General features: G+C 57.2%; 18 protein-coding genes. 9 read left to right on the plus strand and 9 right to left on the minus strand.

Annotation, left to right across the window (positions count from 1 at the left end):
- The 3 genes from G7A66_RS03135 to G7A66_RS03145 form a co-directional block, all read left to right on the plus strand.
- A partial coding sequence (locus G7A66_RS03135) for an IS3 family transposase (RefSeq protein WP_174294263.1) occupies positions 1-600 on the plus strand: 600 nt, incomplete at its 5' end.
- 359 nt (positions 601-959) lie between these two features.
- Entirely contained in the window at positions 960-2,990 is a 2,031-nt protein-coding gene (locus tag G7A66_RS03140; protein ID WP_174294264.1) for a putative bifunctional diguanylate cyclase/phosphodiesterase, read from the plus strand.
- A 689-nt stretch (positions 2,991-3,679) separates the two neighbouring features.
- On the plus strand, positions 3,680-5,452 hold the full coding sequence (locus G7A66_RS03145) for a PDZ domain-containing protein (RefSeq protein ID WP_174294265.1): 1,773 nt from the start codon (positions 3,680-3,682) through the stop codon (positions 5,450-5,452).
- A 131-nt stretch (positions 5,453-5,583) separates the two neighbouring features.
- On the opposite strand, the gene G7A66_RS03150 is transcribed toward G7A66_RS03145, so the two are convergent.
- The 4 genes from G7A66_RS03150 to G7A66_RS03165 form a co-directional block, all read right to left on the minus strand.
- Positions 5,584-5,844, minus strand: coding sequence for a hypothetical protein (locus tag G7A66_RS03150; protein ID WP_174294266.1), 261 nt, complete (start codon positions 5,842-5,844; stop codon positions 5,584-5,586).
- Between the two features lie 185 nt (positions 5,845-6,029).
- Positions 6,030-6,758 (minus strand): IS21-like element helper ATPase IstB, encoded by a 729-nt coding sequence (gene istB / locus G7A66_RS03155; protein WP_174294278.1) that lies wholly within the window; start codon positions 6,756-6,758, stop codon positions 6,030-6,032.
- Positions 6,745-8,382, minus strand: coding sequence for a potassium transporter TrkG (locus tag G7A66_RS03160; protein WP_174294267.1), 1,638 nt, complete (start codon positions 8,380-8,382; stop codon positions 6,745-6,747). The genes istB and G7A66_RS03160 overlap by 14 nt, the downstream gene beginning before the upstream one ends.
- A 107-nt stretch (positions 8,383-8,489) precedes the next feature.
- Entirely contained in the window at positions 8,490-9,512 is a 1,023-nt protein-coding gene (locus G7A66_RS03165) for a TerC family protein (RefSeq protein ID WP_174294268.1), read from the minus strand.
- A 456-nt stretch (positions 9,513-9,968) separates the two neighbouring features.
- Between G7A66_RS03165 and rodA the strand changes: the two genes are divergently transcribed.
- Together rodA and G7A66_RS03175 are read left to right on the plus strand one after the other, a co-directional pair.
- The gene (gene rodA, locus G7A66_RS03170; RefSeq protein WP_174294269.1) at positions 9,969-11,075 is read left to right on the plus strand and encodes a rod shape-determining protein RodA; all 1,107 of its coding nucleotides are present in this window, start codon (positions 9,969-9,971) and stop codon (positions 11,073-11,075) included.
- 221 nt (positions 11,076-11,296) lie between these two features.
- Complete coding sequence (locus tag G7A66_RS03175; protein ID WP_174294270.1) at positions 11,297-12,607, plus strand: dicarboxylate/amino acid:cation symporter; 1,311 nt, start codon at positions 11,297-11,299, stop codon at positions 12,605-12,607.
- A gap of 225 nt (positions 12,608-12,832) precedes the next feature.
- Here the strand turns inward: G7A66_RS03175 and G7A66_RS13905 are convergent, their stop codons facing one another.
- Complete coding sequence (locus G7A66_RS13905; protein ID WP_206675042.1) at positions 12,833-12,958, minus strand: enoyl-CoA hydratase; 126 nt, start codon at positions 12,956-12,958, stop codon at positions 12,833-12,835.
- A gap of 298 nt (positions 12,959-13,256) precedes the next feature.
- Here G7A66_RS13905 and G7A66_RS03180 point away from each other — a divergent pair, with 298 nt between their 5' ends.
- Both G7A66_RS03180 and G7A66_RS14590 read left to right on the plus strand, forming a co-directional pair.
- Entirely contained in the window at positions 13,257-13,643 is a 387-nt protein-coding gene (locus G7A66_RS03180; RefSeq protein WP_174294271.1) for a hypothetical protein, read from the plus strand.
- Between the two features lie 85 nt (positions 13,644-13,728).
- Entirely contained in the window at positions 13,729-14,157 is a 429-nt protein-coding gene (locus G7A66_RS14590) for a nuclear transport factor 2 family protein (protein ID WP_174294272.1), read from the plus strand.
- Positions 14,158-14,401: 244 nt separating this feature from the next.
- On the opposite strand, the gene G7A66_RS03190 is transcribed toward G7A66_RS14590, so the two are convergent.
- Both G7A66_RS03190 and G7A66_RS14380 read right to left on the minus strand, forming a co-directional pair.
- Positions 14,402-15,196: a carbonic anhydrase gene (locus G7A66_RS03190; protein ID WP_174294273.1), complete on the minus strand. Its 795-nt coding sequence runs from the start codon at positions 15,194-15,196 to the stop codon at positions 14,402-14,404.
- 772 nt (positions 15,197-15,968) lie between these two features.
- Positions 15,969-16,085 (minus strand): DUF1289 domain-containing protein, encoded by a 117-nt coding sequence (locus G7A66_RS14380; protein WP_174294279.1) that lies wholly within the window; start codon positions 16,083-16,085, stop codon positions 15,969-15,971.
- Positions 16,086-16,292: 207 nt separating this feature from the next.
- Between G7A66_RS14380 and G7A66_RS03200 the strand changes: the two genes are divergently transcribed.
- Positions 16,293-16,856: an RDD family protein gene (locus G7A66_RS03200; RefSeq protein ID WP_206675043.1), complete on the plus strand. Its 564-nt coding sequence runs from the start codon at positions 16,293-16,295 to the stop codon at positions 16,854-16,856.
- A gap of 20 nt (positions 16,857-16,876) precedes the next feature.
- Entirely contained in the window at positions 16,877-18,172 is a 1,296-nt protein-coding gene (locus G7A66_RS03205) for a J domain-containing protein (protein ID WP_174294275.1), read from the plus strand.
- Between the two features lie 417 nt (positions 18,173-18,589).
- Here the strand turns inward: G7A66_RS03205 and G7A66_RS03210 are convergent, their stop codons facing one another.
- On the minus strand, positions 18,590-18,925 hold the full coding sequence (locus G7A66_RS03210) for a hypothetical protein (protein ID WP_174294276.1): 336 nt from the start codon (positions 18,923-18,925) through the stop codon (positions 18,590-18,592).
- 295 nt (positions 18,926-19,220) lie between these two features.
- Positions 19,221-19,409 carry a hypothetical protein gene (locus G7A66_RS03215; protein WP_174294277.1) on the minus strand — a complete coding sequence of 63 codons (189 nt, stop codon included), beginning with the start codon at positions 19,407-19,409 and terminating at the stop codon, positions 19,221-19,223.
- Positions 19,410-19,656: the final 247 nt, after the last annotated feature.

Raw genomic sequence — 19,656 nt, forward strand, 5'->3', positions numbered from 1 at the left:
GGCACGAGGGCTCCTGCTCCGGTTCTGGCTCTGCCGAACCAGCGGTGGAGCCTCGACTTCGTTCATGACCAGATGGCGTCGGGCAGACGGTTCCGGGTGCTCAATGTGGTCGATGATGTGACCAGAGAGTGCCTGGTAGCGGTGCCGGACACGTCGATCTCCGGTCGCCGCGTGGTGCGGGAACTGACCGAGCTGATCGCCCGGCGTGGCAAGCCCGGCATGATCGTCAGCGATAATGGGACGGAGCTCACCAGCAATGCCGTGCTGGCATGGTGCGGCGAGATCGGCGTTGAGTGGCATTACATCGCGCCAGGAAGGCCGATGCAGAATGGCTATGTCGAGAGCTTCAACGGTCGCATGCGGGACGAACTGCTCAACGAGACGCTGTTCTTGAGCATGGCCCATGCCCGGGTCGAGATCGCTGCCTGGGTGGATGATTACAACCGGGAGCGACCGCACTCATCGCTTGGCTACGCAACACCGGCGGCGTTCGCCGCCGAACTGGATAAGCAATGGCCTGCTTCGCTACGCCCTACGGGCTCCGCTACGCAGCCCATTGCTTCAACCGCGCTTATGCGCAACAAAGCTGTCCGGCTCTAATCCCAGCTGGAGGAAAGCTGGGGGTCATGTCAGAACACCTGACCCCATCATTACGAATGCAAGAAACGCAGGCGATTTATCAACGCCACTTCAAAGGCTTACCTTCATCTAGTCAAGCCTTCTTGCTACCGACCCAAACTGTTCCCAAAGTTCGTTAGTAGCAAGTGTCACTTGCGACCTGCTCAACGTCCTTCGGCCCATCCCAGACGGAGAATGTGACCCACTAAAAACCCGTGACGGCACATTCGACGCTGGCAGCGCCATTGCACTTTTTCTAAGTTCCCGCCCACGAAATTGACGAATTCGGAACCAATTGACTTAATCAATCGGTAGAACTTCAAAACTACCCTGCGCTTGATATGTTCCGTACACGCACCGCATTCTGGGCCCAAAAGCCAGCATCAGCGTCTCCATCGGATGCCGAGCGTGTTGATCGCTTGATGTCCTACGCCGAAGAATTTGAGGATCGTTGGTTCTGGGAAACCGATGCGGAAGGATGCCTGACTTACTTATCGAAGAACGTTGCGGAACAGCTTGAGCTATTTGGCATCAAGACCTTGGGAGAACGGTTGACCAGTGTGTTTCGGCTGGATCAAGGCGAACTGGAACATGCAAGATCGCTAAACTTCCACATTGTCTCCCGCACGGCTTTCTCTGATTTTCAAGTCAGAGGCGTGAAAGGCCTGAGCGAGAGTTGGTGGTCGATGTCAGGTCGTCCGTGGTTAGACGCAAATCGTCAATTCTGCGGATTTGTCGGCTCGGGTACGGATCTGACAAAAAATCTGCAGCAAGAAGCCACAATCAAGCGGCTGGCGACAAGCGACAGCCTTACCGGCTTGGCCAATCGGCAGCGCATGCAAGAGAATCTAGAAGCCTTGATGAAGACAGGCTCTGAGAACGAAACACCTTGTGCGCTGTTGATGCTGGATCTTGATGGCTTCAAGAGTGTGAATGATACTCTTGGTCATCCGGTAGGCGACAGTCTTCTGATTCAGGTGGCGAACCGATTATCTTCTGCCGTCAGTAACGCGGGCTTAGTAGGCCGATTGGGTGGAGATGAATTCCAGGTACTGATACCCGGCACCGATGATCGCGAATCTCTGTCATCTCTTGCAGCAAAAATCATCGAAGAGATATCCTCCCCTTATTCTATTGATGGGTCATCGATCACCGTTAGCTGCTCGATTGGCATAGCTGTCGCGTTCGGCGAGGCGAGCCCAGGTTCCCTTGTACGGGACGCTGACATAGCCCTCTATGCTGCCAAGGCGGGTGGAAGGGCGACTTATCGGTTCTTCGAGGAAGAGATGCTGATAAAGGCAAAGCGGCGAAAGGAGCTCGAGGATGATCTGCGGCTTGCACTCAGCTCGGACCAGTTGACCCTTGTTTATCAGCCCGTCGTCTCCACAAGTTGTGAGAAACTTACCGGATTTGAGGCGCTGCTTAGATGGGAACACCCTTCGAAGGGTCCGATTGGACCCACGGAATTCATCCCAGTTGCTGAAGAAAGTGGACTGATCCAGCATATCGGTGATTGGGTGCTGCGCGAGGCAATCGGCACGATCTCGAGACTCCCACACGATCTCCGCATCGCCGTGAACGTGTCACCCATTCAGTTTAGAAATCCTGCGTTGCTCTCAACTTTGGCGAACGCAATCGGAGAAAGTCAAATCGACCCTTCTCGTCTAGAGCTAGAAATCACTGAGGGTGTTTTCCTGGACAATGAGGCGGCAGCACAGAAGATTTTCACGGCGCTGAAGGCGGTGGGCGTGCGTTTAGCGCTAGATGACTTTGGGACCGGCTATTCGAGCCTAGGTTACCTGCAAAACGCGCCCTTCGATAAGATCAAGATCGACCGTAGCTTTGTTCGAGGAGCGGTTGATTCGAGCAATCGGAATTCAGCAATCATTGCGTCGATTGTCTCGCTTTCGAATGCATTGGGGATGGAGACCACTGCTGAGGGCGTCGAGCATCAAGACGAGATAGAACTTGTGCGCGAACTTGGGTGCAGTCACATACAAGGTTATGTTTACGGCCACGGTCTGAAGATAGATGATCTGCTGCCGGAACTTCTAACGGGGCTGAGAAACATGCAGCCTGTGGGGCACAAACGGAGCCGAAGCCCAAGAAAAAACCTGCTGCGTTCGGTGAAGATGACCGTCAATGAATCGAGCAAGGCTGTACGGCTCCGAAATGTTTCCAAAACTGGGGCCTTGATCGACCAAGTCGACTTCGACGAGCGGGCCGTCGGAATCACAATCTCCATCGAAATTCTCGAAGATGAATTACGGCAAGCGAAGATACGCTGGGTCGGGGATCAGCGAGCTGGCATCGAGTTCTCGGACCCAATCGAAATAGCTGCCTCAGAGCGGAGATGCACTCTGCTCCGCTGATCTATACCTCTTTAAATAAAAAGCGCGCCCGCGCTGCCGCCTGCTTGCTGGACTCGATCTCGTCCCCCCTAAAAGCCTATAGAAATCGGAAGGCAGACGCTCAAAATGGCGGCTGCCGGTGACATCATGCTGTTGGTAGAGGGCGATTCCCACGTCGCGCGACCGAGTGGTTCGGTCAAAGTGATGTTTATCGAGAACGAGCCGCCGTCAGCCTGTGAGATGCCTGCCTGAAGAATCGTTCGCCGCCGGTCCGCTTATGGGTCGCTCCGCACTCGGTAGCTAAGTTGCGAACGAGGGTGGAAAGATTCCAGTCCGCTTTCAGCAGGAAAAGCCGAGTGAGCAGATGTTGAGAGGACCAACATGTTGGCAGAACTACGCGCCTGGATCTCAGCCGTCTACGAAATAGTACCCGAGCCCCAGAAGCCGACGGCCGGCTGCACCGCTGCTACGGGCAGAGCTGAAAAATGCAGAAAAGGCGTTGAAAAGCATAACTACGATGGGAGCGGAATTAAACGTCCTATCATTTAGGTTTTTGTAGAACACGCCGAACTCAACCGCATGAAGAGGTCGGTATCAAGCAGTGAAATTCAGATTGCCAGTATGTCTGATCGGTAATATTCTCGTTTTCAGGGGATGAGATGATGCCGAAGCGGTTTACAAGTCGTTCGTCGCCTTTCTTGCCCGACACCTTGCCAGCGCTTCAGGGTGGCTGGCTCAAAGCCTATACGGCATTGTGGATCGCCCTCGCCGCAATCGCGTTCGTAATGACCGGCTTGAACGCCTGGAAAGGGTTCGAGCCGTTTGAGCATACCTACGGACATTATGGCCTTGTTTCCGCCGGATCGGGGGATCGGATTGGCGCTGTCGTCGGTTCCGAAGCCATCGCAAAAGGCTTCAAGGCGGGCGACACTATCCTGGCGATCAACGAGGTTCCGATGGAGGAGATCGGGACCGGCTACCTCGCGGCCCGCAAGGCGCTGATCAGGGAGGAAGGTGAGGCGATCGCCTTTACGGTGCGGAACGCCAAGGGGAACGTTCGGACCGAGCGGCTGACCCGGCTGAAAGAAAATACGCGTCTGCCCGAAACAGCTCGCAAGCTCAGCCTGGGCCTCAATCTGGCTACGGATCTCGCTTTTCTGTGCGCGGCAATCTTGCTGTTCCGCCGACGGTGTGAGCCTGTGCCTGCTTTGCTCGCTCTCGGCTTCACGATGATCCTTGTTGCCCCGAACCTCGCAGTTAACGTATGGCTCGATCAGGCTTCACTGGCTGCCGGCCTTGAAACCATCAATATCTTCGGTAATACCTTGCTCCTCCTCGGCCTCTTGGCATTTCCGGAGGGCCGAATGTCGCGCATTGCGTGGCTAATTGGCTGCGCTCTTCTCGTCTGTGGCGCGATCACGGCATTGTTGCCAGCGATAAAGAATGAAGTCGCTCTGCCCATCTTTGCCGCGATGCTCGCAGTGGCCGTGGTGCGGCAGATCCTTCGTTATCGGCGATTACCGGATGGGATCACTCGGCAACAGATTCGTTGGAGTATATTCGGCTTCGCCGTTGGTGCCATGCTACTCGTAATCCAGACTAGCTTGGGATTGGTTAACCCTCTTATCAGTCCAACATCCCCGATGCTGGCCAGTATCGCCATCGTAGCAGGCAATCTCTCGGGGGTTTGCCTCGCCGCGGGCCTCGTGATTTCGCTCATGCGCTATCGCCTTTACGATGCGGACACGGTAATCGGGAGGTCGGCAGCCTACGGCGTGCTGACGCTAGGTTTTCTGGCTCTGTTCGCCGGGAGCCAGGAGGTGATAGAGGCGCTTAGCGAGACCTATTTCGGCGACCAAATCGGCGCACTAGCCGGGGGAATGGCTGCCGCGATTGCCACAGTGCTGGTAGTCCCGTTGCACCGTCGCGCGAACGAATGGGCTGAACGTCGCTTTCAGAAGGAACTGGTCCGCCTGCGTCGTGAGTTGCCCCGCCTAGTCTCGGATCTGCGCGAAACAGCGACGACCGATCGCATCGCCGAAATCGTGGCGGAGCGCGCTGCGGCATGCGTGAAGGCAACCCATGCGGCAGTTTTGGTGGGCCCCGAAGTCCTCGGCGCGGCCGGTGTTTCGAGCAAAGCGGTCAATCATTGGCTGGCGCAAGGGCACGTCGAAGAAACGAACGCAAAAGATGTCCTCACCGACCGGCTCTTTCCTCATCGGCTCGCGCTCGATTGCGAAGGGGTCGGACGAGTCGGCTGGCTGCTGCTCGGCCCTCACGCGGATGGAAGTCGCCTCGTCAAGGACGAGCGCAACACCCTGGCCGAGATAGCCGAGCCGGTCGCCCGCGCACTCGCGATCAGCCAAAGTAGGGACTTCGAGAGGCGTCAAATGGGTGCAATCCTTACAAGCTTCAACGAACGAGTCCGTGCGCTCGAAGAGATGGTTGTGCCCAGAGCAGGCGAAGCCCCGGCGCTTGCCTGACATCAGCCGTCTATGAGCGTTCGCCTACGGCCATTAGCGCGATCGGACGCCGCAAATGGATCGCCAGCCGTCAATCTGCTTCGTGCGCAAAATGCAAATTTGCCGCCGTTTGTTCTTGAGCGAAGCAGGACTCAGGCAGCCCACCTGTCCAGGTCAGGAAACAGCGGCAGGACTCTAGGCAACTGCGGTTCAACGACATTCGGGTCGTAGATCGATGCGGTCACCCACTCGATACTCCCGTGAACGATAGCGCCACTAGGATCGAAACGATCCTCGCCCGCGCCCTCTCTGGCCAGTTCCCAGCCGCACCGCAGATCTTCGTCGTAGGTGCCCTGCAGCAGGGTTCCGTCACTCACTCCAAGCAGGAACCGGTCATCATCATCGAAGGGCACGGTCAGGAGCTGTCAATCGGCGTGCAAACGGGACCCCCTATCGGCGCGCAAAAGGGACCCCCTTGCGAGATCGGGCTACGTTGATCTGAGGGGCAGGTTGCGCTGCGCTGCGGCGTAGGGAGGGCGTAGCCCGACCGGAGGCGCGCGCAGCGCAAGGTCTCTTTGAGCGGAGATGGTGGCGCAGATCAGCTGCGGTTTTTGAAGCGCCAGCTATCGTTACCGGTCTCTACGATGTCGCAATGAAGGGTGACCCGGTCCAGAAGCGCAGTGGTCATCTTGGGATCGCCGAACACGGTTGGCCATTCCCCGAACGCCAGGTTGGTAGTGATGATGACACTGGTCTGCTCGTAGAGCTTGCTGATCAGATGGAACAACAGCTGCCCGCCCGATCGTGCGAACGGCAGATATCCCAGTTCGTCGAGCACGATAAGATCGAGACGGGAGAGCTGGGCAGCGAGCGCGCCGGCCTTTCCAATGCGGGTCTCTTCCTCGAGACGGGTGACCAGGTCCACGGTGTTGAAGTAGCGGCCGCGGGAACCTGACCGCACCACGCTGGCGGTGATCGCGATCGCCAGATGGGTTTTACCGGTGCCCGTGCCGCCGACCAGCACGACATTACGCCGACCGGGCAGGAACGATCCGGCATGCAGTGAACGGACCAGTTCCTCGTTGATGGGAGTATCATCGAATAGGAACGCGTCGATATCCTTGATCGTCGGCAGCTTGGCAGCGCTCATCCGGTAGCGGATCGAAGCAGCATGGCGATGAGCAGCCTCGGCACGCAGAAGATCGGTCAGGATCTCGGTTGTGCTGCGCTTGCGCTGCACGCCAGCGGTCACCGCATCATCGAACGCGCTGACCATGCCTTTAAGGCCGAGCCCACGCATGGCCTCGATCATCTCATGCCGCTGCATGGGTGCCTCGTAGACTGTCATAGCGCGCACAGTTGGCGATCGGCGGATGGGTCAGCGCCAGATCTTCGGGCGTGATGATGGACGCCGTTCGAGGAGGCTCTCGCCGCCGCGACAGGATGTTGAGGATCACTTCGTCACTGACGGCGCCGATATCGAGCGCTTCGCGAACGGCGCTCTCGACCGCCTCCAGTCCATCGCTGAGAACCGCAGCCAGGACACGCACGAACCGCCGATCGGCATCGTCGTCATTGCCAAGCTTGCGCCGCAACCTGACCAGCGCGGGCGGCAGATCCGAGTCCTGGAAGGGTGCTCCGTTCCTGAGCGCACCGGGCTTGTTCACCAGCACCGGCAGATAGTGCCAGGGGTCGTAGATCGTCCGATCACGGCCGAAGAAGCGCGGATGGTTGGCAATGATGTCATCGCCCATGCGCACCACAATCCGGTCGGCGTAAGCCCGAAGCTGCACTGCACGGCGGACGGCCTTGGCTGCCACCGAGTAACGGTTGCGATCAAAGCTGATCAGACAGGTGCCGCTCACCGCGTGCTGCGTCTCGTGGAAGCCGTCCAAGGGTGCCAGCATCGGTTGAAGCGCTGGCCTCTCCAACTCCAGCGCCTGGCCGACCGTCAGCTCCTTCTGCTCAGGGTGCGGTTGCATCTCTGTCCAGCGCAGGCACTCGGCCTCCAGCCAGCCATTGAGCTCCTCCAGGGTTGCAAAACGGAGCCGGGGCTTGAAGAAGCGCCCTCGGATGGTCTGGACCTGGTTCTCGACCTGGCCCTTCTCCCAGCCTGCCGCCGGTGAGCATGCGGTCGGCTCGACCATGTAGTGGTCAGCCATCACCAGGAAACGGCGGTTGAAGATGCGCTCTTTGCCGACGAACACTGTCGTCACTGCGGTCTTCATATTATCATAGATACCACGCAGCGGCACACCCGTACCTGCCACGGTCAGTTTCGTATGCAGCGCCCAGCGGCGCCATTGCAGGTGGTTGGCGCGAATATCCTGCATCACCGGAAAACCCAGCGAGACAAGCACGACAGAGAACATGATCGGCCCCAGGATGAAGGGATCGGTCTGGTATCCCATTACATTATCCGAATGGGTGGAAAAGCCGGCGTTGTTGAAGGCACTGACGGAATGGAAAATGCCGTGCCAGGCAGCTTCGCCGATGGGCATACCGTGAAAGCCGGACATGCGGATCGCCAGGATGAATGCAATGGCAAGCTCCACGACGATCGTCACGGTGAAGACAAGCCGCAGGACCGACGCTGCATCGCCGGTCTCGAGCCGGTTGCGTTCGACCTGCGTCGCCATCCGGTCACGCAGGCTGACGCCGCGGCCCACCATCAGTCCGAACAGCGTAGCGGCCGTCATGATGCCGAAGCCGCCAATCTGGAACATGAACAATATCGCGACCTGCCCGAACATCGACCAGTAGGTCGGAGTGCCCACAACGATCAGTCCAGTCACCGCGACAGCCGAGGTTGCGGTAAACAGTGCCGTCAGGAACGGCGCACGAACACCCTCCGAAGTGGCGAATGGCAGGCTGAGAAGGAGCGTCCCAACGGCGATGGCGCACAGGAAGAGCAAGGGAATTTGCCGAATCGGATCACGCAGTCCGTTCATCCCTGCGCCCCTTTGCCGAGCCGATCTCAATTGGCAAGTAATCCCCCCCGAAGCTTCACAATAGGGAGCGAAGCGGCTTGGCAAGCGTCCCGGCCAAGCCGCACCAATCAATCGTCGCGGGCCGGATCCCCCGGTCCCATTCCTGTTGGCCAATCAGGCTCCGGCTCGCCTTGTGTCTTGTAGAGCGAGTAACCGATCCCGACCACGATAAGACCGAAGGTCACTCCAAGGCTTAAGACCGGGGGAAACTTCTCGCCGCCCAGCAGGAAGTCAGCAACGAAGATTTTGGTGCCGATGAATATCAGAACCGCAGCCAGCGCGTACTTCAGGTAGTGAAAGCGATGCACCATGGCCGCCAATGCAAAATACAATGCCCTAAGGCCTAGGATCGCCATGATGTTGGAGGTGTAGACGATGAAAGTGTCCGTTGTGATCGCGAAGATGGCGGGCACGGAGTCGACCGCAAAGACGAGATCGGCAAGATTGATCACCACCAGCGCAAGGAACAGCGGCGTCGCTGCACGGACCATCTTGCCCGTCTTCGGGTCTGCGGTCCGGACGAAGAAATGCTGGCCGTGCAGTTCCGGAGTCACTCGCATGTGCTTGGAGATGAAACGGACCGCAGGATTGTTCGCGACATCCATCGGCTCGTCGCCGGCAAAAAACATCTTGATGCCGGTGAAGATCAGGAAGGCTGCGAAGATATAGAGAACCCAATAGGCCTCGTTCACCAGGGCTGCGCCGCCTGCAATCATCAAGCCTCGCAGCACAATCACTGCGATGATGCCCCACAACAGTGCTCGGTATTGGTACTTGGCCGGAATGGCGAAGTAAGTGAAGATGAGGCTGATCACGAAGACATTGTCGATCGACAAAGCCTTTTCGATAAAGAAGCCGGTGAAATATTGCATGCCCGGCTCCGGCCCACGAGCGTACCAGACCCACGCACCGAACAGCAGCGCCACGCTGATGTAGAAGGCCGAAAGTTTCAGGCTTTCGCCAATGCCCATTTCCCGGTCTTCCTTGTGAAGGATCCCAAGATCGAAGGCAGTAAGCGCAACCACAAGGCCCAGAAAGGCCAGCCAGAACCACGCTGGTGTACCCAGCCAGTCGGCAAACAGGAATTCCATGATACTCTCTCTCCTCTTGATTACCATCCCATCGGGAGATCAGAGGTTGCGAGTCACAGCAAAGGTCGGCCACACAAGCATCGGATCATCCGATGCGGCCGACATCACGCACCTTCACAGGAAGGTTGGGCGTCAGAGGGGCCCGGTCCGCTCGAAGCAGATACTCGCACCGGAAAAAAATGCAAGATGGTGAGCTATGCGGATCTTAATAAACAGCAGCGGCAATCGTCTACCTGTGCGCCGCAGGCCCTAGCGATTTTGCACTCAGAAGCTCACGCTCCATTCAAAAAGCGTCGCGCTGGTCGCAAGGTTGCATGGTCCTGCTTGACCTCTCCCGAAATCCAATGAAGAAGCAGCGCCGGACCGGCTGGAAATTCCGGTCCCTTGTAACTTCGCTGGTAACGCTAAAACGAAGCGACCACTGAAGTCCGGTTCTTCGTGCTGAGAAGGCCCAAGATGCGTTCGATCACTCCTCCTCTCATCGCCTCTCTTCCTTGGCGCGTAATCGCTGTCGTGAGCGCCCTCAGCCTCTTCGGAACGGCTGTTCTCTATTCAGCCGCAGATGGTGCGATGGCCCCGTGGGCCACACCCCACCTTCTGCAATTCGTAGTCTTTCTGGGAATGGCTCTCTGCATCAGATTGCTAAAGCTCGATCTCATCCGTTCACTCAGTTTCGCGGCCTATCTCGCGACCCTCTTCCTGCTCATACTCGTCGAAGTCATCGGCCAGGTCGGGGGCGGCAGCCAGCGGTGGTTGAGCTTCGGGCCGATCACGATTCAACCTTCCGAACTCATGAAGATCGCCATTATATTAGCTCTGGCACGATTTTATGAACTCCTGCCTCCGGGCTACATCAATACGTCGAGGGCAGTCTGGCCTGCGCTGGCAATCATGGGCACTCCCGCAGCCCTCATCCTGATTCAGCCCGATCTCGACGCAGCGCTCATCTTGCTCGTCGCTGGCGCAGTCGTCATGTTCGTCGCAGGGATACCGATACGCATCTTCGCAATGGCAGGCGGTGCAGTGGCAATTGTAGCTCCCCTCGCTTATTTCTTCCTTCTGGAAGAATATCAGCAAACGAGGTTGAACAGCTTTCTCGACCCGGAAGGTGATCCGCTCGGAGCGGGATATCACGTGATCCAGTCCAAGATTGCGATCGGTTCAGGCGGCCTGTTCGGCAAGGGATTTCTGAACGGCTCCCAAGGCCATCTAGATTATCTGCCTGAACACCATACCGATCTGGCTTTCTCAGCCATGTTTGAGGAATGGGGCCTGATTGGTGGGCTCACCCTCCTTGTGGCTTACGCCTGGCTGTTGAAGTGGGGCTTTAAAACCGCGCACAACGCCAGGAGCCGTTTTGCGAAGCTGCTGGCGATAGGGCTCACCATGACGATCTTCTTCTATGTCGCGATGAACCTGCTGACGGCCACGGGTATAACGCCTGTAATGGGAGTTCCTCTTCCGCTGATCAGCCACGGGGGATCGGCCATGATGACGATCATGATCGCTATCGGCTTGCTGATGGCCGTCGAGCGCGGAGAAAAGGATCGGAGAAGGTTCTGAGACCGAAGGTTCGTCATCGCTAATTGGCGAGGCGATTTGGCGCCGGCAGCTCCATCACAGCTTGGCAAATCCTAATGGATATCAAGCTTACAAGAACAGCGCGCCGCAAAGAAATTGCCGGACATCTTCGCTGCGACCTTCTTTGCAGCTTCCTCTTGATCGATGTTTGTCGCAAGAGCGGTGAGGAGATCGCCGGATCTCCTTAGTGCCAGGGAAGCAGCATGAACACGACTTCTGCCGATACGCAGTCAAGCTTCCGCCAATCCGACAAGCGACTTCAATGGCAGATCCTCGGCGGCTTCGTCGGAGGACTCTCGGCCGGCTTGCTCGCATACACCTTTGCTGCTGACAGCAACTGGCTAACCGCCATCATCACCTATGTTACGAACCCTGTGGGACAGGTTTTCCTCCGCCTGCTCTTCATGCTCGTCATCCCCTTGCTGTTCTCCGCACTCGTGGTGGGTATTGCGGATATGGGGGAAGCCCATGCGCTGGGGCGGATCGGAATACGCACCCTGATCTACACAATTGTCGTGTCTTCGATCGCCGTGGCCATTTCGCTAGCGCTCGTGAACGTGCTGAAGCCGGGGTTCGGCGTTGACCGGGCCACAGCAGAGCAGATGCTGGCGCAGGGCCGGGAAGGCGCGGCAGGGATCGTCGAAACCTCCGCCGAGAGCGAAGCGGGCATTGCGCAGCTGATCGCGATCGTTCCGACCAATGTGGTCTCGGCCATGTCCGAGAATGATATTCTGGCCGTCATGTTCTTTGCGCTGTTCTTCGGCATCGGCCTGTTGCTTGTGCAGAATTCCAGCACGAAGGTACTCAAGCAATCGCTGGAAGGCGTCTTTGAGGTTTCCATGCGTCTGATCGGGCTGGTCATCAGACTCGCCCCGATCGCCGTGTTCTGCTTCATGTTCAACCTTGCCGCGCAATTCGGATGGGATCTGCTGAGCAAGCTTGCCGCTTATGTCGGCGTGGTGGTGCTTGCGCTCGCCATTCAGATGTTCCTTGTCTTCCCGCTTTTGCTCAGGTTTCTTGCGAACAAGAGTCCATGGGCGTTCTTCCTGCAAACGCGCGAAGCAAGTTTGCTCGCTTTCTCCACCGCAAGTTCCAATGCAACCCTGCCCACCGCGCTTCGGGTCGCCGATACCGAGCTGAAGCTGCCGCCCCAAATCGCGCGCTTCGTTCTCACCATCGGCGCCACCGCGAACCAGAACGGCACCGCCATGTTCGAAGGCGTGACCGTGCTGTTCCTCGCGCAGTTCTTCGGCGTGGACCTGAGCCTTTCCGACCAGCTGTTCGTGATGCTGATCTGCATTCTGGCGGGCATAGGAACCGCCGGTGTTCCTGGGGGGTCACTACCTGTGATCGCCTTGATCCTTGCGGGAGTGGGAGTGGACCCCGCCGCAATCGGCTTGATCCTCGGGGTCGACCGGTTCCTGGACATGTGCAGGACCACCCTCAACGTGGTCGGCGATCTCGTGGCTGCACAGGTAATCAGCGCCACAAACTCCGTCGACGAAACCGCCTGATCGGCGCTCAGCACCCCGGACAAATGCTTGAGCAACAACCGGAAGACTGGGCATTCGAGAATCGACCAGCCTCCGAAGGTATGTTTTCCGGAATGATTGCGCAGGCGTCAGATCGCGAATGGGATTGCTGCCGAAGCTGGCTCTGCACAAGATTCAGAAACTGAGGCTGCGCCCACAGCTGGCGCACTGGCAATCAGTGCGTCGGCTTTTCTGATGTAAGCTAGCTTACACAAGGAGGTCGACAGCCGTGGGGCTTGCAGGGACGATCGCCATCGCGAATACTAGCGCGGAGACGGCGAGGGAGGCTGCAGCAGCGGCGAAACGGCTGCTCATGGTGTTGATGTTCTGCATGTCGAAAATCCTTAGAAAGCTTGTTGTTCTGCGGAACGTTCCGCCGATGAACCAAGCCTTGCACAGACCATGCCAGTTTGAGTAAGCGCGGAGAATCCGCTGCTTTTGCATCACGTCGCGCGATATATCTTCGGGCTCATGCTGAACTTTCGCATCGCACGCCAAATGTTAGGTCGGCAAAGACCCTCCGCGGGCGAGGTACAGTCAAGCTTGACTGGCTAAAGCCAACGCACCGAGCACTGCACTCGTCTCCGGAACCGTGCAGCGCCCGGCAGGTTCTTCGGTAAGGAGACACCTTATGCGGTTCGCCCTAATCATTCCGTGCTTTCTGATCGCCAGCTTAGCCGCTGCCGAAAGGCCAAGTTCGGCGAATATTGCATCCGGGAGGATCGCAGATGATCGGATGTTCTCCCGCAAGGACCTCACACCAGTCGCTTCTCCCGACCCGTCAATTGCCGATGAGATGGAAACGAACGATTGCCGAGGCCAAATACATACAATTCGTCAGGAGCGTGAATTGCACAGCCTCGAAGGCGAAAGTGACGCGAAAGAACCATACGCGATAAAGGCAATCGATCAGCGCATTGATGGCTGTTCCGTCATGGTCATGCACCACGACATCAATGATGTGCGCCCCCTACCTGACGTGCAGGCAAATCCTGTAGGCTTGATCCCCCTGCGCTGATCCAAGTTCGCCCCTGGTTTTGATTACTGACCGTGATCCGACTGATCGTTCTTGTGTCAGCAGGTGGTGATGATATCAGCCGGGAATGGATGAATTCGCATCAAAAATAGAGGCGCTGGAGCATCGCTGGATGCGAGCGTGGATCGGCCGAGACAAGGCGGAAATGAAGATGCTTTCGTCTGGCGATCTTGTCGTCTTGTTCGGAGCTGAGCGACCCGCACTCCTGGACCGGGCGAGTTGGTTGGCTGCCACTGAGGAACGGCTCCGTTGCCGTAGCTACAAGTTCGGTAGTGTCTACTTGCGAAGACACGGTAAATTCGCGGTTTTTATAGCGCCTGTCGATCTTGATGTAACTATCGACCGTGAGCAGATTCTCACGAAAGGCCTCCTGACCTCAATATGGAAACGAACTGCGGTGAAAAGGCGGTGGCGCCTCATAGAATGCTGCTTCGCCGGACAGACCGGCTATGCAGGATTACCCGGAGCTATCCGCTCAATGCAGCTCTGGCGCTAACCTGTCGCGGGATCTTTCCGCCCTTTGGCCGCGAGACCTCCGCTTCGACAATCACGCGTGATCCTGGCAAATCACTGCCCCTTGACGCCCGTGCTGAACCGTGATCATGTCCATTCTCGGCATGAAAACGGTATTCATCAGACTGCGCTGTCGCTGTGTGCAACCTCCAGATTGCTGGCGCTCCGGCACCATGCCTTCGGCGGGATGAAGCGCAAATCAGATCAGATTAACAGCATCCTCTTGATTATTGGCTATCGAGGCGCAGTTCGCGGTCGCCGAGAGGCTGCACCGGCCTGTCGCTGGTACCGATTATCGCCCGAAGTTCACTGATCTGTTCAGCCGACATGGCAATCGGCTGATCCATGACCATCCAGTTCACGCCCTCCGAACATGGCGGCGTAGTGAGAGAGCCGGGATAGAGATAGTGCTGCCGCTCTTCCGGAAGCAGGGTTTCCGCGCTGAAATCGGCAATGTCGATCTGCTCGGATTCGCCCGGCTGTGCGGGTAACTGGTTCCAGATCTGACTAAGCTGCGCGCGAGCCTCACCTTCTTCGATAAAGACGCCGACGACCGCCAGTTGGTTTTCAGGCCCACGATGAACAAGGTGGAGTTCTGCGGGGAACTCGGCTCCTCTCAGATGATGCTCCGACGGCGTGTGGAAATGGAACTGTGCAAGTTCATATTCTCTGCCGGCCACATTCATCGTGCTGCCCGGCGCCACTTCGACCTGCAGGGTATGACCGAGGTTCTCGATCTCCGTCAATTGGCTTGCGTAGTTGAATTGCGGGTCGGGAAGTTCGGAAATTTCGCCCCCGCTCAGATTAACAGGCGATTGGTTCGTACCGGATTCGCATTGCGCGAATTCCGCGTTCAATCTACCCCAGTTCTCGGGACCACCGGCACCTTCATATCCCCATTCGACGGGAGTCAGTGCCTCCTCCTCAGCCACGAGCTGTTCGTCGGTATCGGCATCTTCGCACGATACAAGCAGCAGGCTCGCCAGAACCGCTGCAGCGCTCGCCCCTTTATGGAAAACCATTGCGCCTCTCCTCATCAAAAATCACTTCCATTCGTCGCATCAGCGACCGAGCCGGTGCAAAAACTACGTGATTTCTAACCCTTTGTTCCGAAGAGTATGTGACTCGGTGCTATGAGGTGGCGAGACTGAGGCGGCTTCTTCGAGCGTGGAGAAGATGCCGCTCGCTGAGCAGTTCATCCCTGAACCTGCCGTCTCAGCACATGACGCCACCGCTCTCCCGAGGACGACTTTTGAACACCGCTATCAGGCACGGGTGCCAACAGTCGCGGGTGGAATGGGTATGAACGCTCGATGGGTGCGCGCTGCTTATCTGATCTCCGGCAATTGCACGATCCGGGACCCGAACCCCTGCCCCGCTGGCAAAGAAATAAGCTTGGATGCGTCCAGCGCCAGCAGATAATCGAAATTCAGAATTAAGACACAGCGGGAAATTAGCTCAGACAGACATGGAGTAGATCCAACCTGTTTTCCTATACGAAGTGCCCCACGCAGGACCCAAGCGTGCAACCAGCCGAACGGCCTTTCCGCTTAGGTTTTCAATTTTGCCTGCTGAAGGTGGTGGTGCCGCTTAGGTGATTCGAACACCTGACCCCATCGTTACGAATGCAAGGGAAGGACGGTCGAAAGTCTAGGTTTCTTGAGCTTTTGCGGCGCTCTGCGGGGGTCCTACTTGCCTTCACCCACGCCATACCCAAACACTGCAGACGTCTGATCTAGGCCGCTTCCTACTGAAAGCACTTTCATAGGAAACGAACTCAGAAAGTGACCCCCGCTATACCTCTTTAAGTTCACTATGTGCCGCGACATCGGCCAGCCGGGCCGGCAGCGCATCTACAATCTTTCGCCTCTGCGTCGCCGTTGCGGACGACCATCCCGCGATCTCATCCAGACTCCTTCCGCAAGGCTCGGTTGGGCGCGAAGTATCTCGTCGAAGCCAATCCCTGGGGCCGTTCTGTGATCTTCAGGCGCTTTCGCCGCTGAACAACCAAAAGTCGCTTCCTTTACCGCAAAGAAATACTTAGCCCTTATCTTACGGCGAAGAATGACGAAATTGGCGATACCTCGCTTAGCATTTGAAGGACTCGCAGGGGCTGGAATGGCAAGCAGGGTTGAAGCGTCAGTTGAAGTCAAGTTGGCCGCAGCATGGCCGAGGTTTTGGGCGCGTTTGCTGGACATACAGCTCTACAGCATTCCCGTCGCTTTTGTGCTGATGGCTCTTTTCCCCGATCTTGCGACGTCCCCTGAGCTCTCCGGCCGAAGTGGTGACCTACTCATTGGATTTATTTCACTGCCGTTTGTGATGCTCGTCGACGCCGTAATCTTGTCAAAGACAGGGACCTCGGTGGGAAAAGCCTTGGCAGCACTCACTCTTGTGACGGATGACGGTGAGCTTGTTCCGACAACCACAGCACTTGCGCGCAATTTGCGGCTTTATCTGCAAGGTCTCGTATTAGGAATTCCTCTCCTTGTGCTCATAGGGTATGTCAGCGGCTACAATTCCGTGAAGAAAAAAGGCACGGCCGATTGGGATGAGGCGACTGGAACCCGCGTCATTTCGCGCGACCGGTCAGGAGCCCGCACTTGGCTCGTGGGCGTACTGGCAGTGTTCGCTGTTCTTATCGGGAATGCGCTAGCCCGGGTTGGCGACGCACCACTTTAAGCTAGGAAGCGTCGTAACTTATGGATGCCGAAACCGATCTCTACGCGATCCTTGGTGTGTCGCCCACGTCCGAAGATGTGGTAATCAAAGCCGCTTATAGGGCGCTGATGCGTCATTATCACCCGGATATGAACTCCGATCCTTCGGCAATCGATAGGGCACGTAGGATCAATGAGGCATATGAGACCCTTGGCGATAAAAGCCGGCGGACTGCATACGACACATCACGGGCGCGAGGGAGCGGCGATGAGTGTCATCAATCGTCTCGTCGCTCACACGCTGAACGCGGCGCCGGAGAGCAGGTTAAGCCGAAAAGCAGTCCACAAGCGGAGGTAGAGCGGCAGAATATCTCGAAGGGGAACGGAATGGCCGCCGTGGGAGCCTTCGCAGCCTTGGGCTTGTTGTCCTTCGCAGTTTTCGTCGCTGCCAGCAGAACCACAGCTGAGCCGACTGAGACGGCGTACATCGAGGACAGCTACTCGCACTTGGATGGCCCTCTAGTTGATGAAGATCCTTTCGATGTCGCCGCGTACGACTTGAGTGCGGAGGCCGCAGAGCTAGAGTACGAAGAAGGATCGCTCGAGCCGAATGAACAAAGAGCTCTTAGTGGCTCACCAGACCCGATCAGTTTCTCAACTGTCGAAGCAGGAGCGCATCGTTTTTCGAGAGTGATGAGTTCTTCTGGATTGAGGGGAGCGCGAAGCGAGAGCGAAAGGTGTCACGAAGCACAAAGGAGGTCTCCCACCTGGGACGGGCTCGACTCCTGCGCCGCTTTCGACTTTGCAGCCGCCGCCTTGAGTAGAACAGTAGGTTCGAGCCTCAACCGGGAGCGAAACGCCTACTTCGAATTCCAATCCCAGAATCAGGCTGATTATTACCAGCCCTACCACTACCTAGCTACAGCCCGCTTAGACCGAATCAAGAGTTCAGCAGAGACTGCTCATACTGAAAAGCTGAGGAATACACCTCCGCCTCGCCATCGGCCGGAGCCAAAGCTCTCTTCGAAGCCGACGCAAGAGGCGCTTGTAACCTCCCTCATCGATCAGGTCCGCCCTCACTGGCATTCGCCTCAGGAAATAGGAGTTTCCGAGCTGGCAACTCACCTCAGCTTCCAGCTGGCCCCTGATGGCTCTTTAATTGGAAAACCAAGGGTAGTTGGTCAAAAAGGTCTCACTGCCGCCAACTCCTACTTGAGCGAACTTCATGCAGAAATGGCAGTTCGTGCGGTTGAAGCCGCGGCCCCTTTCGATCTGCCGCCGGACCAGTACGAGACATGGAAAACTGTAACGAGCTTACGATTCGACAGCAAATCCTAGGGGCACGAAGGTGAACTGAGCGAAAAACCTAGCTTCGCTACTGTTGCACACGGTAGCGCAGCGCCATCTCGTCGATACATAAAATCTCGAAAATTCGATTCTCAATAGCAACTCTTTGAGGAAACGGCTCAAGGTGCGCCCGGTTGACTGGCGGCCAAAGTGCGTCGGGTCGTTCCGCAAGCGTGATGCGAGTTGAAGGATGACGTCGACGTCCAGTACGAGGGTAGAAGACAACTTGCGCGCGCCCGATTAATGCCCCCCCCCGCATCCGAGCCGGAAGCTGGAACGGCCGAGATTGAGGCGCGAAGCAGACAAGCGTATTAGCTGCCTCAAATTTCTGTTTTGGGTCGTTAGCTGAAAGTCCGCTCTGTGCGAGAACTGCGCATTAGCCGGAATTTGTTTAGAGCGGAGCAGGGTTCAGGCTACCCAACGATCAAGGTGAGGAAACAGCGGCAGGACTCTGGGCAACTGCGGTTCGACGACATTCGGATCGTAGATAGATGCGATCGCCCACTCGACGGGCGCATTGATGGTCACACTACCGGCGATGAAGCGAACTGCGCCCGCCCCTTGTCTAGACAATTTCCAGCCGCACCGCAGGTCTTCATCATAGGTTCCCAGCAGCAGGGTTCCGTCGCTCAGTCCCAGCAGAAACCTGTCGTTGTCGTCGAACGGCACGGTCAGGAGCGTCTCTACGTCGCCCGTCACGCGCAGGCTCACGCTGCCTGGAACAGGTTCTATCGTCAAAGCCACTGCAGAATCACCTTTCCTACATGAGAACAAATGTGGAACATGCAGGAAGAGAGAGGAGACGGCAATGGTCATTATCGACGGAGCATTCTTGATGGGAGTGGCGGCTGTTCTAACTGCGGCTGCCACCCTCTGGAGAGCCGTACGCGAGCACCGCCGGGGAGCAGTCAACCGCCGAAAAAATAAATAGGCGTGAAATCGTCCCCGCCCGTGCAGCAACCCGGAGGTCGTCGCACGAACGGGGAATAGGTCAGAGCTCTACAAGAACAGTTCACCTCACGATCAGAACGCCGGCCGATCAGGCAGAGTTGGGTCCATAGGTGCCGTCAGCGTTTCGTTGCCATGGGTGCCTGTTCGGATCTGTACCGGCATTCTTCACAAGCATGATCTGAGCATGGGTCCTGCCGAATTCCAGCGCCATTAGCCGGTCGAGGATCGCACCAGCCGGGCGTCCACCATCATCGAGAAAGGCCGCTATGAGAGTCATCACCTGATCATGCTTGTTGCAGCCGCCTCGCCGCATCTGGATCTGAAGCGGATTGCTCTGCGACTAGCTCTCGTTGTTCCAACGCGCTTCTAAGTACGCGCGACACTTTGTTCGAGCACTCAGGATATTCCTGCCGGTCGAAACTCTAGGGTCCGGACCCATAAACAGGATTCACAGCGGCATTGGGATGTGATTCATGAGCCTCCAGTGAGGAGGCATGTGGATGGCAAATTTCTTCTGGTTCTCG

Origin of the sequence: Alteripontixanthobacter muriae (genome assembly GCF_013336795.1) — a bacterium.
Taxonomy (GTDB): domain Bacteria; phylum Pseudomonadota; class Alphaproteobacteria; order Sphingomonadales; family Sphingomonadaceae; genus Pseudopontixanthobacter; species Pseudopontixanthobacter muriae.

Excerpts from the sequence above, each read along its gene's own strand:
- G7A66_RS03205 (WP_174294275.1), top strand. The coding sequence starts at position 16,877 with ATGGATGCCGAAACCGATCTCTACGCGATCCTTGGTGTGTCGCCCACG.
- G7A66_RS03140 (WP_174294264.1), top strand. The coding sequence starts at position 960 with ATGTTCCGTACACGCACCGCATTCTGGGCCCAAAAGCCAGCATCAGCG.
- G7A66_RS03160 (WP_174294267.1), bottom strand. The coding sequence starts at position 8,382 with ATGAACGGACTGCGTGATCCGATTCGGCAAATTCCCTTGCTCTTCCTG.
- G7A66_RS03190 (WP_174294273.1), bottom strand. The coding sequence starts at position 15,196 with ATGGTTTTCCATAAAGGGGCGAGCGCTGCAGCGGTTCTGGCGAGCCTG.
- istB (WP_174294278.1), bottom strand. The coding sequence starts at position 6,758 with ATGCAGCGGCATGAGATGATCGAGGCCATGCGTGGGCTCGGCCTTAAA.
- rodA (WP_174294269.1), top strand. The coding sequence starts at position 9,969 with ATGCGTTCGATCACTCCTCCTCTCATCGCCTCTCTTCCTTGGCGCGTA.
- G7A66_RS03215 (WP_174294277.1), bottom strand. The coding sequence starts at position 19,409 with ATGACTCTCATAGCGGCCTTTCTCGATGATGGTGGACGCCCGGCTGGT.
- G7A66_RS03180 (WP_174294271.1), top strand. The coding sequence starts at position 13,257 with ATGCGGTTCGCCCTAATCATTCCGTGCTTTCTGATCGCCAGCTTAGCC.
- G7A66_RS03200 (WP_206675043.1), top strand. The coding sequence starts at position 16,293 with ATGGCAAGCAGGGTTGAAGCGTCAGTTGAAGTCAAGTTGGCCGCAGCA.
- G7A66_RS03165 (WP_174294268.1), bottom strand. The coding sequence starts at position 9,512 with ATGGAATTCCTGTTTGCCGACTGGCTGGGTACACCAGCGTGGTTCTGG.
- G7A66_RS14590 (WP_174294272.1), top strand. The coding sequence starts at position 13,729 with ATGGATGAATTCGCATCAAAAATAGAGGCGCTGGAGCATCGCTGGATG.
- G7A66_RS13905 (WP_206675042.1), bottom strand. The coding sequence starts at position 12,958 with ATGCAGAACATCAACACCATGAGCAGCCGTTTCGCCGCTGCTGCAGCC.
- G7A66_RS03175 (WP_174294270.1), top strand. The coding sequence starts at position 11,297 with ATGAACACGACTTCTGCCGATACGCAGTCAAGCTTCCGCCAATCCGAC.